The following is a 17483-nucleotide window of genomic DNA, read 5'->3' on the forward strand; positions in this document are numbered from 1 at the left end:
TCCGCTTCCTGACCAGAACACCCCGCGGGGGTCCGGGGGGCGCGTAGCCCCCCGGCCGTCGCGGGACGCAGGGACGCCACGGTCCCCAAAAGGGGCTGAACCATGACCGAACCCGATTTCACCCTCGGCATCGAAGAGGAATATCTGCTCGTCGATGCCGAAACCGGCGATCTGGCGCCCGCGCCGGACGCGCTGATGAAAGATTGCAAGGCCGATCTGGGCGATCAGGTCAGCCCCGAATTCCTGCGCTGCCAGATCGAGATCGGCACCCCCGTCGCCCCCGATATCCGCACCGCGCGCGAGCATCTGCGTCACCTGCGCGCCACTGTAGCCCGGCATGCCGCCCGGCACGGGCTGGCGCCCATCTCGGCCTCGTGCCACCCATTCGCGGATTGGCGCGATCAGGACCATACCGACAAGGACCGCTACAACCAGCTGTCGCGGGACATGGGCGGCGTGGCCCGGCGGATGCTGATCTGCGGGATGCATGTCCATGTGGGCATCCCCGAACAGGCGCAGCGCATCGACCTGATGAACCAGTTCACCTATTTCCTGCCGCATCTGCTGGCACTGTCGGCCTCCAGCCCGTTCTGGCAGGGCGAGGATACCGGCCTTGCATCCTATCGCACGACGGTCTTCGGAGACATGCCCCGCACGGGCCTGCCGCCCGCCTTCGGGTCCTGGGACGAATATGACCGCTCGGTCGCGGCGCTGACGCGGCTGGGGGTCATCGAGGACAGCAGCAAGATCTGGTGGGATCTGCGCCCCTCCTGCAAGTTCCCGACGCTGGAGACGCGGATCTGCGACGCCTGCCCGCGCTTCGAGGATGCGATCACGCTGGCTGCGCTGATCCAAGCGACGCTGCGGATGCTGTGGCGCCTGTCGCGGCGGAACCTGCGCTGGCGGCATTACGACAGCTTCCTTCTGGCCGAGAACCGCTGGCGCGCGGCGCGCTATGGCACGACCGAGGGCCAGATCGATTTCGGAGCCGACGCGATCATCCCCTTTGACCGCGTGGCCGAGGAGTGGCTGGCCCTGATCGCCGAGGATGCCGATGCGCTGGACAGCCAACCCGCCGTGGCGCGCCTGCGCGACATGGTCGCACGGGGCAGTTCCGCCGAGGCGCAGCGCGCCGTCGCCGCCCGGCCGCGCGAGGCCGGCGCCGATCCGGCCCAAGCGATGCGCGCCGTCACCCGCCAGCTGATCGAGGAATTCCGCCATGACCTTTAGGTGCCGCCGGGGGCCTTGCAACATTCTGGCAATATCTGCCAATTAAACATCCGTTCAATTCGCGCTCATCTGGGGAGGGATGCCGCATGGATTTTGCGCTCAGCGAGGAACAGCAGGCCATATTCGACATGGCGCGCGATTTCGGGCAGGCCCGGATCGCCCCTCATGCCCGCGACTGGGAAGAGGCCGGCACGATCCCGCGCGATCTGTGGTCCGATGTGGCCGAACTGGGCCTTGGCGGCATCTACGTCTCCGAGGATCACGGCGGCACGGGCCTGTCGCGCCTTGATGCCACGCTGGTCTTCGAAGCCCTGTCGATGGCCTGCCCCTCGGTCGCGTCCTTCCTGTCGATCCACAACATGTGCGGCGGCATGATCGACAAGTTCGGCGATGACGAGGCCCGCCAACGCTGGCTGCCGCGCCTCTGCCGGATGGAGACGATCTTCAGCTATTGCCTGACCGAACCGGGCAGCGGATCGGATGCGGCGGCGCTGCGGACGCGCGCGGACCGTGACGATCAGGGCTGGAGGCTGAACGGCAACAAGGCCTTCATCTCGGGCGGCAGCTATTCGGACGCCTACATCGTCATGGCCCGCACCGGCGGCGAAGGGCCGCGCGGCATCAGCGCGGTGATCGTCGAAAACGGCACACCCGGCCTCAGCTTCGGCGCGCTGGAACACAAGATGGGCTGGCGCTCGCAACCGACGACGCAGGTGCAGTTCGACGATTGCGTGATTCCTGCCGCCAATCTCCTGGGCGAGGAAGGGCGCGGCTTTTCCTATGCGATGGCCGGTCTGGATGGCGGGCGGCTGAACATCGCGGCCAGCGCGCTTGGCGGCGCGCAAGCAGCCCTGGACGCGACGCTGACCTATATGGGTGAACGTCGCGCCTTTGGCCAAAGCCTCGACCAGTTCCAGGCCTTGCAGTTCCGGCTGGCCGAGATGGAGACCGCGCTGCAATCCGCCCGCATCCTGCTGCGTCAGGCCGCGTGGAAGCTGGACAACGGCGCCACCGACGCGACCAAGTTCTGCGCCATGGCCAAGCTGCATGTCACCGACCGCGCCTTCGAGGTCGCCAACCAGTGCCTGCAACTGCATGGCGGCTACGGCTATCTGGCCGATTACGGGATCGAGAAGATCGTGCGCGACCTGCGCGTCCACCAGATCCTGGAAGGCACGAACGAGATCATGCGCGTGATCATCAGCCGCGCCCTTCTGGCCGAAAGGGGCTGAGGATGGATGACCTGAGCATCCGCATTACCGGCCGGGCGGGCCGCATCACCTTCACCCGCCCCAAGGCCCTGAACGCGCTGTCGCATCCGATGGCCCTGGCGATCCATGCCGCGCTGGACCAGTGGCGCGACGATCCGGCCGTGGCCCTGGTCATCATCGATGCCGAGGGCGACCGCGCCTTTTGCGCGGGCGGCGACATCGCGGCGGTCTATCACGCGGGCCGCGCCGGCAATCATGCCGAGGGGCGCGATTTCTTCCGAGACGAATACCGCATGAACGCCGCGATCGCGGATTATCCCAAGCCGATCGTGGCCTTCATGCAGGGCTTCGTGATGGGCGGCGGCGTGGGCGTGGGCGGCCATGCGGGGCATCGCGTGGTGGGTGACACGACCCGCATCGCCATGCCCGAAAGCGGCATCGGCCTGATCCCCGATGTCGGCGGCACGTGGCTTCTGGCCCATGCGCCGGGCCGGATCGGCGAATATCTGGCGCTGACCGGGGCGCGCATGGGGCCGGGCGACGCGATCCATGCCCGCTTTGCCGACAGCTACCTGCCCGAGACCGAATGGCCCGCCCTGATCGCACGGCTCGAGGAAACGGGCGACGCGACGCTGATCCAGGGCCTGACGCCGCCAGAAAGCCCTCTGGCCACGCGAGACCTGTCGCATTTCGGGGGTGCCGACCTCGCCCAAATCATCGCCGCGACCGAGGCTGCGGGCGACGACGAATCGCTGCAGGCCCTGCACCGCAATTCGCCCCTGTCGATGGCGGCGGGTCTGGCGATGGTGCGCGCGGCGCGACGCGATGCGCGGATGCAGGATTCGCTGGCGCGCGAATATCGTTTCACTTACCGCGCCACCGCCGAAAGCGACTTTCTGGAAGGCGTGCGGGCGCAGATCATCGACAAGGACCGCCAGCCCCGCTGGCAGGCCCCCGCCACCCCCGAGGCGGTCGAGGCCATGCTGGCCCCGCTTGGCGATCACGAACTGACATGGAAGGACAGCGCATGAAGATCGGCTTTATCGGGCTTGGCAATATGGGCGCGCCCATGGCCCGCAACCTGGCCGCCGCCGGGCACGAGGTCTTGGGTTTCGACACCGCCGCCCCCGACCCCGAAGGCGTGACCCCCGCCATCAGCGCCGCCGAGGCCGCGCGCGATGCCGATGTGGTCATCACCATGCTGCCGAACGGCCAGATCCTGCGTGCGGTCGCGGATCAGGTGATCGGCGCGATGAAGCCAGGCGCGATCCTCTGCGACTGCTCGACCGTCGATGTGGACAGCGCCCGCGCCGTCGCCGATCAGGCCCGTGCGGCGGGTCTGGGCGCGCTGGACGCGCCCGTCTCGGGCGGGATCGGCGGCGCGCAGGCCGGCACGCTGACCTTCATGGTCGGCGGCGCAGAGGCCGATTTCGCCCGCGTCCTGCCCCTGTTCGAGGTGATGGGCCAGAAGGCCGTCCATTGCGGCGATGCGGGCGCCGGACAAGCCGCGAAGATCTGCAACAACATGATCCTCGGCGTCACCATGATCGCCACCTGCGAGGCCTTTGCGCTGGCTGACAAGCTGGGCCTCGACCGGCAGAAGATGTTCGATGTGGTCTCGACCAGTTCGGGCTACAGCTGGAGCCTGAACGCCTATTGCCCCGCCCCCGGCGTCGGCCCGACCTCTCCCGCCGACAACGATTACCGGCCGGGCTTTGCGTCGGAACTGATGCTGAAAGACTTGAACCTGGCGCGTCAGGCGGCGGAATCGGCGGCGGCGGAAACGCCCATGGGGGCGTTGGCACGCCAGATCTACGAGGATTTCGTGGAACGCGAGGACGGCAAGGGCCGCGATTTCTCCGCGATGCTGCCGCGCTTCGTGGCGCGGAACGGCTGAACCGGTCGGGGGCGGCCCAGAGGGGTCGCCCTAGCCCTCCAGCAGGGCGCGTGCCGCCTGCGAGGCCGCGTCGGTGATCGTCTCGCCCGACAGCATGCGCGCGATCTCGGTCACGCGCTCGGGTTCCGAGAGGGCGCGGACGGTCGATTGCGTCATCCCGTCCGCGACCGATTTCGACACTTGGAAATGCACCGCCCCAAGCGCCGCGACCTGCGGCGAATGGGTCACGACCAGAACCTGCGCGCCCTCGGCCAAAGCCTTCAGGCGCCGCCCCACCGCATCGGCGGTGGCGCCGCCGACGCCCCGGTCGATTTCGTCGAAGATCATCACCAGCGCGTCATTGCCCCGCGCCAGGCAGACCTTGAGCGCCAGAAGAAAGCGCGACAATTCCCCGCCCGAGGCGATCTTGTCCAGCGGCCCGGCAGGCGCGCCCGGATTGGTGGCGACGGTGAAAGCCACGGCATCGGCCCCTTCCGGGCCGGGCTCGGCCGGCGTCACGCGGGTCTGAAAGACCGCGCGTTCCATCCGCAGAGGCGCCAGTTCCGCGCTGACCGCCTGATCCAGCCGCTGCGCGGCCTCGTTGCGGGCGGCGGTCAGATCGGCGCTGGCGGCGGCATAGGCGACCTCGGCCTCGGTCGCGGCGCGGCGCAGCGCGTCGATCCGCGCGGCCCCCGCGTCGATCCGCGACAGCCTTTCGCGCAGCTGGTCGGCCAGACCCGCCAGATCGTCCGCCAGCACGTCGTGCTTGCGGGCCAGAGCGCGCAGGGCGAACAGCCGCTCCTCGGTCGCCTCCAGGGCGGCGGGGTCGAAATCAAGCGCCGACAGCGCATCCTCGACACCGCGATGCGCCTCGCCCAGTTCGATCAGAGCGCGCGACAAGGCGGCCAAGGGTTCGTCCAGCCGGCCCTCGGCGCGGTCGGCGGCGCCTTCCAGCCAGCGGTTGGCATCCAGCATCGCGCCCTCGGCCCCCTCGGCGCCCAGCATCTGCAGCGCGCGGGCGACATCGCCGCGAATGCGCTCGGCCGCCTGCATGGCGCGTCGGGCGGTGTCCAGCTGCGCCTCTTCCCCCGACAGGGGCGACAGCGCGTCCAGTTCCGACACGGCGTGTCGCAGAAAATCCTCTTCGGCGCGGGCAGCCTGCAGCGCGGCCTCGGCCTCGGCCAGATCGCGCATCGCGGTGCGGCGCGCGGCCCATGCGGCGCGCACGGGGCCCAGATCCAGCCCGCCGAACGCGTCCAGCATCGCCCGGTGGCCGCGCGGGTTCAGCAGGCCGCGGTCGTCGTGCTGGCCGTGCAGCTCCACCAGAACCTCGGACAGGGCGCGAAGAACCTCGCCCGAGACACGGCGGTCGTTGACCCAGCCGGTCTTGCGCCCGTCCAGTGCGTTCACGCGGCGCAGGATCAGTTCGTCATCGTCAAGCTCGATCCCCGCCTCGGCAAGGATCGTGCGGGCGGGATGGGCGGCTGGCAGGTCGAACACGGCGGTGACCTCGCCCTGGCTCGCGCCACTGCGGACCAGATCGGCACGCCCGCGCCAGCCCAGAACAAAGCCCAGACAATCCAGCAGGATCGACTTGCCTGCCCCCGTCTCGCCGGTCAGCACGTTCAGGCCGGGGCGAAAGCCCAGTTCCAGACGGTCGATCAGCAGCATGTCGCGGATGTCCAGCGATCGCAGCATGTCGGGGCCTCAGGCGCCGGGGCGTGGCGTCACAGCCAGCGTCCCTGAATGGTCTGGCGATAGATGTTCGTCAGCCAGCTTTCGCCCCGCATCTCGGCCGAGAGGCCGCGCCCGCGCAGCTGCCGGAACGCATCCTCGTAGAAGGGCGAGGACTGGAAGTTGTGGCCCAGAATGGCCCCCGCCGTCTGCGCCTCGTCGATCAGGCCAAGCGCCAGGTAGGCCTCGACCAGCCGCATCAGCGCCTCGGGCGTCTGGGTGGTGGTCTGGAATTCCTCGACCACGACGCGGAAGCGGTTGATCGCCGCCGTATGGTGCCCGCGCTTGAGGTAGTAGCGGCCGATCTCCATTTCCTTGGCGGCCAGATGGTCGAAGGCCAGATCGAATTTCAGGATCGCACTGCGGGCATATTCGCTGTCGGGATATTCCTCGATCACGGTGCGCAGGCTGCGCAGCGCCTGGAAGGTCAGACCCTGGTCGCGGCCCACATCGTCGATCTGGTCATAGTAGGACAGGGCCAGAAGATACTGCGCGTAAGCCGCTTCCTCGTCGCCGGGATAGGTGTCCAGGAAACGCTGCGCCGCGCCGCGGGCCTCTTCGTAATTGCGTGCCTTGTGGTGGCCATAGGCCTGCATGATCAGCGCCCGGCGTGCCCATTCCGAATAGGGGTAGAGCCGCTCGATCTCGCTGAAATAGAACACGGCGTCGGCGGGCTGGCGGGTATTCTCAAGCTCGAACTCGCCGCGCTTGTAGATCTCTTCGGCGGTGAACTGGTCGAGGTTCTGGCGCAGCGCAGCGTCGCGGCTGCCAGAGCAGCCCGAGACGATGCCGCCCGCCAGAACGGCCGCCACCACCGAAGCCAAGAATTTCGAGCGCGCCATCCTGATCCTGTCCTGCGATGTCACCAGTAAAGCCCGCCTGCGGCGGCGATGCCGGCACCTCCTAGCACAGAACATCAGGGGGCGCAAAATGGCAATCCGTTGAATTCCGCCCCGCTTTGGCCGCGATGATGCGGCGCGCGCCCTGCCCCGAGGACAGGGCGCGCAGGAAGCCGCCGATGCCTTATTCGGCGGCGACGTGCATGGCGCGCAGAAGACCTGCGTCGGGACCGTAGGCCGCGACCCCGGCCCCCGGCAGCCGCCCCTCAAGCGAAGGGGTGCATTCCTCCCACCGCCAGGCGGTGGGGTCGGCAAACAGCGCACGCAGCAGCCGGTTGGTCATCGCGTGACCCGCCCGGTTCGCCTGATAGCGCGCCAGAAGCGGTGCGCCGGCCAGCGCCAGATCGCCCACGGCGTCCAGCATCTTGTGGCGCACGGCCTCGTCACGGTGGCGCAGCCCGCCCGGCGACAGCACGCGCGCCCCGTCCACGACGACCGCGTTCAGATAGGTGCCGCCAAGTGCCAACCCGGCCTTCTGCATCGCCTCGACATCGGCGGCGCGGCAGAAGGTGCGGCTGTCGGCCAGTTCGCGCAGGAAGGCGCCGTTGGCCATGTCCAGATGCAGTTCCTGGTGCCCGATGGCGGCGTCGGTGAAGTCGATGGCGAAGTCAATTTCCAGATGGTCGCCGGGAACCAGACGCGCCCAAGCCTCGCCCTCGCGCAGCTCGACCGGGCGCAGAACGCGGATCGCGCGCAGAGGCGCGGCCTGGACCCGGATGCCGGCCTCGATGATGCCCGCCACGAAGGGCGCGGAGGAGCCGTCGAGGATCGGCACTTCAGGCCCGTCCACCTCGACCAGAGCGTTGTGGATGCCGGTCCCGGCCAGAGCGGCCATCACATGCTCGACCGTCGAGACGGTCGCGCCAGCGCCGTTATCCAGCAGCGTGCACAATTTCGAGGGCGTCACATGATCCCACAGGGCGGGGATCAGCGGCTGCCCTTCCAGATCGGTCCGGCGGAAGACGATGCCGTGATCGACCGGGGCGGGCAGGATCGCAAGCCGAACAGGGGCGCCGGAATGAAGCCCGGCACCGGCAAAGCAGATCTGTTGTTTCAGCGTCGCCTGCATGGCCCGCACTCCGAAAGATTCGACCCGATGGGGCACTGCCCCTTCGTCAGGGATCAGCTAGGCAGACCCGCACACTCGTTCAATTAACGATTTGTGACGGCGTGTAACATAGGTCGGATGCCTCGGCGCGCCGCGACCGCGCGAACCGACAAGCGCCTGATTTCAAATTGAAAACGGGCCGCCCGAAAGGCAGCCCGTTCGATTTTCGATGGCAGTGTTGTGAGCAGCCGTCAGTTGGCCTGACGACGCAGGAAAGCCGGGATTTCGACATTGTCCTGCGCGTTGTCGGGGCTGGCCAGATCGTCGAAATCGGCCTCTTGCTGGCGGGCGCGCACGGCGACGCGCTCGCTCACGCGCTCGGCGATCGAGGCTGCGGCCGGTTTCGCGGCACCTTCGCCGCCATGTCCCGCCATCCGCTCCAGCATCCGGCCAAGGCCGCTCATGCGGCTGTTGGGCTGCTGTTGCGGCTGGGGCTGGGGCGCGGCAGGGCGGGCCGCCTGACCGTGATTCTCGACGGCGCGGCGCAGGCGGTCCATCACCTCGGGTGCGGGTTGACCGGGACGGGGCGCGCGCGGCGCCACGAAGGCCGAGGCGTCATCCTCGATCCGGACGGCGTTGGCGCGGGGCGCTTCCTTGGGCTGATAGGCCGGTTGGGGCATCTCGTCCTCGACGCGGGCCTCGGGGGCCTGCGGCGCGGCGACGGGGGCGCGGGGCGCCTCGGCCGCCGGAGCGGTGCGGCGCGGCGGAACCGGCTCTTCGGCGTCCTTCTGCGTCAGCGACGGGTTCTGCGTCAGCGGCGCGGCCATGCTGCGGCGGGGCGACGGAACCTCGGCCACAGCCGCGCCCGCATCGATGCCGGTCGCCACGACCGACACGCGGATCGAGCCGTCCATATCCGGGTCCAGCGTCGAGCCGACGATGATGTTGGCGTCCTGATCCACCTTGTCGCGGATGACGTTGGCAGCCTCATCCAGCTCGAACAGGGTCATGTCGTAGCCGCCGGTGATGTTGATCAGCACGCCCTTGGCGCCGTTCAGGCTGATCTCGTCCAAGAGCGGGTTGGCGATGGCGCGCTCGGCGGCTTCCTGGGCGCGGTTCTCGCCCGAGGCCTCGCCGGTGCCCATCATGGCCTTGCCCATCTCGTCCATCACCGCGCGCACGTCGGCGAAGTCGAGGTTGATCAGACCCGGACGAACCATCAGGTCGGTCACACCCTTCACGCCCTGATAGAGGACGTCATCGGCCATCGCGAAGGCTTCGGTGAAGGTGGTTTTTTCGTTGGCCAGCCGGAACAGGTTCTGGTTGGGGATGATGATCAGCGTGTCCACGACCTTCTGCAGGGCCTCGACGCCCTCCTCGGCCTGACGCATCCTCTTCGAGCCCTCGAACTGGAAGGGCTTGGTCACGACGCCGACGGTCAGGATGCCCATCTCGCGCGCGGCTTGGGCGATGATCGGGGCGGCGCCGGTGCCGGTGCCGCCGCCCATCCCGGCAGTGATGAAGCACATATGCGCGCCCATCAGGTGATCGACGATGTCCTCGATGGTTTCCTCGGCGGCCTTGGCGCCGATGGTCGGTTTGGCGCCTGCGCCCAGACCTTCGGTCACTTTCGGGCCCATCTGGATGCGCGAGGTGGCGCGCGACTGCTGCAGCGCCTGCGCGTCGGTGTTGGCCACCACGAATTCGACGCCTTCGAGCTGCTTCTGGATCATGTTGTTGACCGCGTTGCCGCCCGCGCCGCCCACACCAAAGACGGTGATGCGCGGCTTCAGCTCTTCTTCGTCGTTCATCATCAGATTGAGGCTCATGGTTTCCGCCTTTTTTCGCTGCTGCCTACGGGCGCGGTCTGCCCGCTCGAATCCCCGGATTTAAACGTAACCGTAACCTTTGCCAGCCCCCGCGTCATCCCAAAAACAGGGTTCAGCCGCAAAATCTGGCGTGGTTTCCTGCAACCCTCGGCGGTATCTTGCCAAGCGCGCAGAATATGGTGGCCGCGCCCGCGGCCAGCCATAGCGATAGGGTCTGCACAATCACCAGTTGTTTCGAAACCAGCGATAGGCGCGGCGCAGGGAACGCGCCGGATAGCGGTCCGAGGGCATCTCGAAATCCCACCATTCGTCCTGCGGATGGGCCGCGAACAGCGCCAGACCGACGGCGCTGGAAAAGCTTGGATCGGTCAGCTGATGGGCCAGACCGTCGATCCGCAGGGGCCGCCCGCAGCGGATGTTCGGCCCCAGGATACGGGTCGCCAGACCGTCCAGACCGGGGATCTGGCTGCCGCCCCCGGTCAGCACAATCTGCTGACTCGGCATGTAATCGAAGCCCGCCGCGTCCAGAACCTCGCGCACGTTTTCAAGGATCTCCTCGACGCGGGGACGCATGATGCCGATTACGTCGGCGCGGCTGACCTGACGGCGGTCGGTTTCCCAATCGCCGGTCTCGCCGCCCACATCGATCATCTCGCGGTCGTCGCGGCCCGTCGCCTCGACCCCGCCATTCAGCGTCTTGAGACGTTCGGCCACGGGCAGCGGAACGCGCAACCCCTGCGCGATATCCTGCGTGATCAGATTGCCGCCGATAGGGACGTGATCGGAAAAGATCATGTGCTTGCGGATGAAGATCGTGACGCCTGTGCCGCCGCCGCCGAAATCGATGCAGGCGGCGCCCAGTTCCTGTTCGTCCTCGACCAGCGAGGCCCGCCCCGAGGCATAGGGCGCCGAGGCGATGCCCGCCAGTTCCAGATCGCAGCGGCGGATGCAATGGACCAGATTGCCGATCATGTCGCCATCGACCGTCAGCACATGCATGTCGCAGAACAGCTTGTTGCCGACATGGTCGCGCGGATCGGCAAGGCCCGAACGGTTATCGACCGCAAAATTCACGGGCTGGGCATGCAGCACTTCGCGCCCGCGCCCGAAATCGGGCGTCTCGCAGGCGGCCAAGACCGAGGCGACCTCGTGATCGCCGACCTTGCCCGAGGGCAGCGAAATCTCGCCCGCCAGCCCATAGGACGAGGGCCGCCCCCCAGACAGGCAGGCGATGACGTGATCGACCCGCACGCCCGCCAGCTTCTGCGCGGTGGCCACCACGGTGCGGATCGCGCGCTCGGTCTCGGCCATGGTCTCGATCTCGCCCCGGCGCATCCCGCGCGACCGGGTCGAGGCCGCGCCGATCACGCGGAAATTCACCTGACCGGCCATCGGGCCGATCCCGTCCGTCTCGCGGAAGGTGCCGGTGCCGTCGAAGCGCAGGACCAGACAGGCGATCTTGGACGTGCCGATATCCAGAATGCCGATCACCCCGCGTTGCAGGGCGGCCCGGCGCATGTTTCGCATCGCGCGTTGCGTCTGATACAGGTCAGCCATTCGCCTTGCCTCCTCGCTCTAGCTTTCGGTCTCGGGCAGGACGCGACCGTCCGGACCCAGCAGCGGCAGGCCGCGCGCCTGCCGGATCGTGTTGCGCGCATCCACCCCCAGCCGCAGCACCGGGCGCGACGGGTGGCGCAGATCGACCACCGCGATGTCGCGGCCCAGCATGTCCTCGGCCCGGTCCAGCGCGATGGCGGCCTCCAGCGCGGTGACGGCGCCGGTCGCGGGCAGAAGGATGCGCTGGTCGTGGTCCAGCACCAGATCCCACCGCCGCTCGCCCCGCCGCACCAGACCGCGCACGCGGGGCAGGATCGGGCCCGCCGCATCGAACAGGGCCAGCGCCTCGGCAGTGGCTAGATCGGCCCCCTCGCCCGAGATCAGCGGCAGGTCCGGGCGCACCTCGCGTGAGGTGACGCTGGCCACGCGGTGGCCGCCCTTGTCCAGGATCTCGATGCCGCGCGCATGGCGCCACAGGATGGCGGGCTCGCGCTCCTTCACGACGGCCGACAGGATGCCGCCGGGCCGGATGCGCAGGTCGATGCTTTCGACCGCATCAAGCTGCATCACCTGCAGCCGCAAGGCGGGCAGGTCGATCTCGAAGCTGGATGCCGGCAGATCGACGGGCAGCATGGCGCGCAGTGCGCGATCGACGACGGGGCTCGCCCCTTCGATCGTCATCATGCGGACCTGGAATTCCTCGCGGCTCTGGATCTGCGTCACGACCGAGGCGATGGCGTCGGTCAGGCGCACGCGCCGATCCTCATCCGCCATCCACAGCCCCGCGACCATTGCCAGAACGAAGGCAGGCAGACCGACGCGCACGACGCGCCGGTACAGCGGCGTCAGCCACATGCGCTGAAGACGATAGGTCAGCCGCGAGGGCGCGGGATCGCGCCGCGGCGGGGGCGCGGTCGGGGTGCGGTTGGGCCTGTGGTCGATCACGACCGGCACAGCGCGTCCTCCACCATCCATCGCATCAGCGCAGGAAAGTCGATGCCCTGATGGGCGGCCTGTTCGGGGGCCAGGCTGGTCGGCGTCATGCCAGGCTGGGTGTTCACCTCCAGGATGATCAGCCCGGCCAGACCGCGCGTATCGTCCCACCGGAAATCGGTCCGCGTCAGGCCCTGGCAGCCAAGCGCCTTGTGCGCCCGCACGGCCAGATCCAGACAGGCGGCGCGGATCTCGTCCGGGATCTGCGCGGGAATCACATGGCGAGAGCCGCCAAAAGCGTATTTCGCGGCGTAATCGTACCAGCCATCTGTCTGGATCTCGGTCACGTCCAGTGCGCGGTCGCCCATGACCGTCGTGGTCAGCTCGCGCCCGGGCGCATAGGTCTCGACCATCACGCGGTCCGGCATGTCGGGCGACAGGTCGGGCGGCTGGTTCGCGCCGTCATGCACGATGTAGACCCCGACCGAGGACCCCTCGTCATTGGGCTTCACCACATAAGGGGGCGGGATCACATGGCGGCGGCGCACCTCGTCGGCATCGGCGATGACGCTCTCGACCACCGGCAGGCCTGCGGCGCGGAACGCCTCCTTCGCGCGGCTCTTGTCCATCGCAAGGGCGGATGCCAGCACGCCCGAATGCGTATAGGGCATGTCCAGCCATTCCAGCAGGCCCTGCACGCAGCCATCCTCGCCCCACCGGCCATGCAGGGCGTTGAAGACGACATCGGGGGCGGCGTCGCGCAGAAGCCCGGCCACATCCTGACCACGCGCCTTCTGCAGCACGATTTCGGTTACGTCATACCCCGCCACCCGCAGCGCATTCGCGCATTCGCGCCCCGATGACAGCGAGACCTCGTGCTCTGCCGAGGGACCGCCCATCAGGACGGCGACCGAGTGGGCTGTCCTGCTCGACCTGCCCGCCACTTTTTCGCCTTTCGCGCCCGGTTGTTCCGGGCTTGCCTGATCCTGCGCGGCCTTTCACGGCCACGTCATTGCAAAAAGGATACAAGCAAAGCGCGAACCGCAAAAGCGGAATTTGAACCCGTCCCTTTGCCTTGGTCCAAATATCCCGGGGGGAGTCGCGGGAACGCGACGGGGGGCAGCGCCCCCCTGCCCGCTCACGACGCGCAGACCGGCCCGGCCCGAACCAGCCCGGGTTCAACCCTCATCGGGTGCGGGATCGCCGATCCGGATGACCTCCCATTGCAGGTCGTGGCCGCTTTCCTCAAGCACGCGGCGTCGGACCAGTTCGCCCAGCGCCTCCAGCTCGGCGGCGGTGGCCCCGCCCTTGTTGATCAGAAAGTTCGGATGCTTCTCCGACATCTGCGCGCCACCCCAGCTATGGCCGCGCAAACCCGCCGCGTCGATCAGCGCCCAGGCCTTCAGTTCATGCGTGTCGTCCGCCCGGCCGGTCGAGCTGTAGCCCGCCGGGTTGCGAAAGGTCGAGCCCGCGCTGCGATCCTTGGTCGGCTGGCTTTCGTTGCGGCGGGCCAGCTGCTCGGCCATGCGGGCATGCAGCGCGTCGGGATCGCCCGGCGCGGCGCGAAAGCGCGCCTCGGTGATGACCCAGCCTTCGGGCAGGTGGCTCTGGCGGTAGCCGAAGCGCAGATCCTCGGGCGTCAGCCGCACGATCCGCCCGTCGCGGGTCACGGCCTCGACGTCGATCAGGTGATCGGCCACGTAGCTGCCATAGCAGCCCGCATTCATCCGCACCGCGCCGCCGATGCTGCCCGGGATGGTCCGCAGAAAGGTCAGGTCGCGCCCGGCCTCGGCCGCGCGGCGGGCAACCTGCGCATCCAGGGCGGCAGCGCCCGCAGTGACGACATCACCCTCGACCGAGACGGCGTTGAATGCGCGCCCCAGCCGGATCACGACGCCCCTGATGCCGCCGTCGCGCACGATCAGGTTGCTGCCCACGCCCATCGCGAAGACCGGCACGACCGGGTCCAGATCGCGCAGGAACCCCGCCAGATCGTCGCGGTCGGCGGGTTGGAACAACCAGTCGGCGGGGCCGCCCACACGCAGCCAGGTCAGGCTGTCAAGGCTGCGGTCGGGGATCAGGCTGCCACGGGGGGTCGGAAGAACGGCGCTCATGCCCATCTGGTAGCCAGCCCGCGCCATGGCGTCAACCAAGCCCCGTCCCTAGCGATACAGCAGCACCGGGATCAGCGCCGCGCGGATCATCGCCGTGGTCGTCGAGCCGATGAACAGGTTGCGGATGCGCGAATGGCCATAGGCGCCCATGACCAGGAGGTCGAATCCCTCGTCCAGCACCAGCGGGCGCAGTATCTCCTCGGGCTCGCCCTGCATCTGGCGCAGCATCACCCGCAAACCCGAGGCGACCAGTTCCAAAATCGCCTCGTCGATCGCGGCCGAGACGGCGGGTGTCGTCTCTCCCACATGCAGCAGCGTGATCTCGACGCCCTGAAAGACCGGGCTTTTCGCCATCCGCGCCACCGCGCCCCGCGCCGAGGCGCTGCCGTCAAAGGCCAGCAGCACCCGCTGCACCGGCCGGAATGCGCGCGAGGCGACCAGCACCGGCACCGTCGCGCCGCGCACGATGCGTTCAAGGTTGGACCCCAGCCGCCCCGAGGCGAAATCGGCCGATTCGCCCCGCTTGCCCAGCACAATGGCCCGCAGCTCGGGCGAGACGGCGCGGATCGTGGACATCAGGCCGCCCTGACGCAGATGCAGCGCGGGATCGGGGACGCCGTGCGCTTCGATGATGCGTGCGGCCTCGGCCAGCAGAACCTGCCCGCCCTCCAGTTCGGCGCGGTTGGCGACATGCAGCAGATCGACCCCAAGGCCCAGCCTCTCGGCCAGCCAGGCGGCATGGCGTGCCACGCTCGGCCCATAGACCGAACCGTCGACCAGCGCCAGAATTCTGCTCATGCCCGATCACTCCGCGTTGATATGTCGGGACTATGCCGGGGCCCGAGACAGTTTTCCAGAGGCGGGACCGATCCCGTCAGATCAGGAAGGTCAGCGCCGCCACCGCACCGGCCGTCAGCAGCCCAAGCGCGCTGATCGCGCCGGCAAGACCGCGCAGCGGCAGGGGATACCCGCGCAGCCGCGCCAGCGTCAGTCCGGTCGCCACGCCCAGCAGCGCAGGCGTCACCGTCAGCGCCTGCGCCATCAGGGCGGCCAGGTCGTGCATGCCGTCCTGCCCGCGTGTCGCCAGGAAAAGCTGGATCGCGATCGCCGCCAGCAGCACCGACAGCGCGGCCAGCGGCCAGCGCATCCGCAGCCGGGCGGAGCCCCATGCGATAAAGCCTGCCCCCAGAAGGCAGGCGGCGCCGATGGCCCAAACATTCATGGATTGGCCTCGTGTCGCACGGGCTCGGGGTCAGTGCGGCGGCGCAGCGGCGGACGGCAAAGAACCAGAAGCCCGATCGCGAAGCCCAGGACCCCCGGCCCCGGCCCCCAGCGCAGCGTCAGCCAGCCAAGAAGCGGCACGCCCGCCAGCACCAGCGCACCGATGAAAAGCGCACGCCCCCGCAGTGGCAGCCGCGGCACCGAACAGGCCAGAACCAGCCACAGCCCGAGGCTGGTCAGCCCCAGCCAGGCGGCCGAACTCACGCCGCGCGGCCCTGCAGGCGCATGGGCAATCCGTTCGCCCAGGCCGAGATCGTGCCCGCGCCAAGGCAGACCACCATGTCCCCCGGCCGCGCCTGTTCGCGGACCAGCCGCTCCAGATCGTCCTCGGACAGGATCGCGCGGGCATGGCGGTGACCATGGGCGATCAGCCCCGCCACCAGATCGTCGCGGCTTGCGCCCGGAATGGGGTCTTCGCCCGCCGCATACACATCGGCGATCGCGACGACGTCGGCCTCGTTGAAGCAGGTGCAGAAATCCTCGAACAGGCTGGACAGCCGGGAATAGCGGTGCGGCTGGTGCACGGCGATGACGCGGCCGCTGCTGGCCTGACGCGCGGCTTTCAGGACGGCGGCGATCTCGACCGGGTGGTGGCCGTAATCGTCGATGATGGTCACCCCGTTCACCTCGCCCACGCGGGTAAAGCGCCGCCCGACGCCGCCGAACTTGGCCAGCGCCTCGCGGATCTCGGACTTTTTGATACCGAGATGGCGGGCGACGGCCACGGCGGCGAGGCAGTTCGAGACGTTGTGATCGCCGGGCATGGGCAGGGTGCAGCCCTCGATCATCTCGACATCGCCGCGCTCATTGGGGCCTTCGCCCTGAAGCGCGATGTCGAAATGGGCGATGCCGTTCTCGTAGCGCAGGTTCATCGCGCGCACGTCGGCCTGGGCGTTGAAGCCGAAGGTCAGGACGCGGCGGTCGGTCAGCTTGCCGACCAGCGCCTGAACCTCGGGGTGGTCCGTGCAGAGAACCGCGAGGCCGTAGAACGGAATCCCCGAGGCGAAGTTGTAGAAGCCTTGGCGCAGGGCGTCGAAGCTGCCCCAATGCTCCATATGCTCGGGGTCGATGTTCGTCACGATGGCGATGTCGGCGGGCAGGCGGTTGAAGCTGCCATCCGATTCGTCGGCCTCGACCACCATCCATTCGCCGGCCCCGGCGCGGGCGTTGCTGCCATAGGCGTGAATGACGCCGCCGTTGATGACGGTGGGGTCCAGCCCGCCGGCGTCCAGCAGCGTCGCGACCATCGTGGTGGTCGTCGTCTTGCCGTGGGTGCCGGCGATGGCGATGTTCGATTTCATCCGCATCAGCTCGGCCAGCATCTCGGCGCGGCGGACGACGGGAAGGCCGCGGCGGCGGGCTTCCTCCAACTCGGGGTTGCCCTTCTTGATCGCGGTCGAGATGACGATGACGGCGGCGGCACCGATATTCTCGGCCCGCTGGCCCTCGAAGACCTGCGCGCCAAGCGTCTCCAGCCGGTCGGTGATCTTCGAGCGTTTCAGATCGCTGCCTTGGACCTGGTAGCCGAGCGTCAGCAGCACCTCGGCGATGCCCGACATGCCGATGCCGCCGATGCCGACAAAGTGGATCGGCCCCAGTTCTCCGGGCAGTTTGGTCGCTGCGTTCATCGCACAATCTCCTCGACGAGGTCGTATAGGCGCCGCGCCGCATCGGGGCGGGCAAGGTCCAGCGCGGCGGCGGCCATGGCGGCGGCCTGCGCGGGGTCGGTCAGGATGGCGCGGATGTCGCGCGCAAGGCTTGTCGCGTCAAG

The 17483-nt window shown here is 68.5% G+C and carries 16 protein-coding genes; 4 read left to right on the forward strand and 12 right to left on the reverse strand.

Annotated elements, in window-relative coordinates:
• Positions 1 to 102: 102 nt before the first annotated feature.
• The 4 genes from QAR72_RS06330 to mmsB all read left to right on the forward strand — a co-directional run bounded on the left by QAR72_RS06330 (position 103) and on the right by mmsB (position 4338).
• On the forward strand, positions 103 to 1230 hold the full coding sequence (locus QAR72_RS06330) for a carboxylate-amine ligase (protein WP_304616518.1): 1128 nt from the start codon (positions 103 to 105) through the stop codon (positions 1228 to 1230).
• An 86-nt stretch (positions 1231 to 1316) separates the two neighbouring features.
• On the forward strand, positions 1317 to 2462 hold the full coding sequence (locus QAR72_RS06335; protein WP_304616519.1) for an acyl-CoA dehydrogenase family protein: 1146 nt from the start codon (positions 1317 to 1319) through the stop codon (positions 2460 to 2462).
• A 2-nt stretch (positions 2463 to 2464) separates the two neighbouring features.
• Complete coding sequence (locus QAR72_RS06340; protein WP_304616520.1) at positions 2465 to 3472, forward strand: enoyl-CoA hydratase/isomerase family protein; 1008 nt, start codon at positions 2465 to 2467, stop codon at positions 3470 to 3472.
• Complete coding sequence (gene mmsB, locus QAR72_RS06345) at positions 3469 to 4338, forward strand: 3-hydroxyisobutyrate dehydrogenase (RefSeq protein ID WP_304616521.1); 870 nt, start codon at positions 3469 to 3471, stop codon at positions 4336 to 4338. Before QAR72_RS06340 ends, mmsB begins: the two co-directional genes overlap by 4 nt.
• A 30-nt stretch (positions 4339 to 4368) precedes the next feature.
• Here the strand turns inward: mmsB and recN are convergent, their stop codons facing one another.
• The 12 genes from recN to murC form a co-directional block, all read right to left on the reverse strand.
• On the reverse strand, positions 4369 to 6015 hold the full coding sequence (recN, locus tag QAR72_RS06350; protein WP_304616522.1) for a DNA repair protein RecN: 1647 nt from the start codon (positions 6013 to 6015) through the stop codon (positions 4369 to 4371).
• 29 nt (positions 6016 to 6044) lie between these two features.
• A complete protein-coding gene (locus tag QAR72_RS06355; protein WP_304616523.1) occupies positions 6045 to 6893 on the reverse strand; it encodes an outer membrane protein assembly factor BamD in 849 nt (282 codons plus the stop codon).
• A 181-nt stretch (positions 6894 to 7074) separates the two neighbouring features.
• Positions 7075 to 8019, reverse strand: coding sequence for a UDP-3-O-acyl-N-acetylglucosamine deacetylase (lpxC, locus tag QAR72_RS06360; protein WP_304616524.1), 945 nt, complete (start codon positions 8017 to 8019; stop codon positions 7075 to 7077).
• Between the two features lie 230 nt (positions 8020 to 8249).
• Positions 8250 to 9827 (reverse strand): cell division protein FtsZ, encoded by a 1578-nt coding sequence (gene ftsZ, locus QAR72_RS06365; RefSeq protein ID WP_304616525.1) that lies wholly within the window; start codon positions 9825 to 9827, stop codon positions 8250 to 8252.
• 222 nt (positions 9828 to 10049) lie between these two features.
• A complete protein-coding gene (gene ftsA, locus QAR72_RS06370; protein ID WP_304616526.1) occupies positions 10050 to 11384 on the reverse strand; it encodes a cell division protein FtsA in 1335 nt (444 codons plus the stop codon).
• A gap of 18 nt (positions 11385 to 11402) precedes the next feature.
• The gene (locus QAR72_RS06375) at positions 11403 to 12359 is read right to left on the reverse strand and encodes a cell division protein FtsQ/DivIB (RefSeq protein ID WP_442953559.1); all 957 of its coding nucleotides are present in this window, start codon (positions 12357 to 12359) and stop codon (positions 11403 to 11405) included.
• A complete protein-coding gene (locus tag QAR72_RS06380) occupies positions 12326 to 13261 on the reverse strand; it encodes a D-alanine--D-alanine ligase (RefSeq protein WP_304616528.1) in 936 nt (311 codons plus the stop codon). The genes QAR72_RS06375 and QAR72_RS06380 overlap by 34 nt, the downstream gene beginning before the upstream one ends.
• 234 nt (positions 13262 to 13495) lie before the next feature.
• Positions 13496 to 14431 (reverse strand): UDP-N-acetylmuramate dehydrogenase, encoded by a 936-nt coding sequence (murB, locus tag QAR72_RS06385; RefSeq protein ID WP_304616529.1) that lies wholly within the window; start codon positions 14429 to 14431, stop codon positions 13496 to 13498.
• Positions 14432 to 14479: 48 nt separating this feature from the next.
• Positions 14480 to 15229, reverse strand: coding sequence for a universal stress protein (locus QAR72_RS06390; RefSeq protein WP_304616530.1), 750 nt, complete (start codon positions 15227 to 15229; stop codon positions 14480 to 14482).
• Between the two features lie 76 nt (positions 15230 to 15305).
• Positions 15306 to 15653, reverse strand: a complete 348-nt coding sequence (locus QAR72_RS06395; protein WP_304616531.1) for a hypothetical protein — start codon at positions 15651 to 15653, stop codon at positions 15306 to 15308.
• A complete protein-coding gene (locus QAR72_RS06400; RefSeq protein ID WP_304616532.1) occupies positions 15650 to 15916 on the reverse strand; it encodes a DUF2484 family protein in 267 nt (88 codons plus the stop codon). The genes QAR72_RS06395 and QAR72_RS06400 overlap by 4 nt, the downstream gene beginning before the upstream one ends.
• Entirely contained in the window at positions 15913 to 17340 is a 1428-nt protein-coding gene (gene murC, locus QAR72_RS06405; RefSeq protein WP_304616533.1) for a UDP-N-acetylmuramate--L-alanine ligase, read from the reverse strand. The genes QAR72_RS06400 and murC overlap by 4 nt, the downstream gene beginning before the upstream one ends.
• Between the last annotated feature and the right edge of the window lie 143 nt (positions 17341 to 17483).

Origin of the sequence: Paracoccus sp. (in: a-proteobacteria), assembly GCF_030604785.1 — a bacterium.
Classification (GTDB): Bacteria; Pseudomonadota; Alphaproteobacteria; order Rhodobacterales; family Rhodobacteraceae; genus Paracoccus.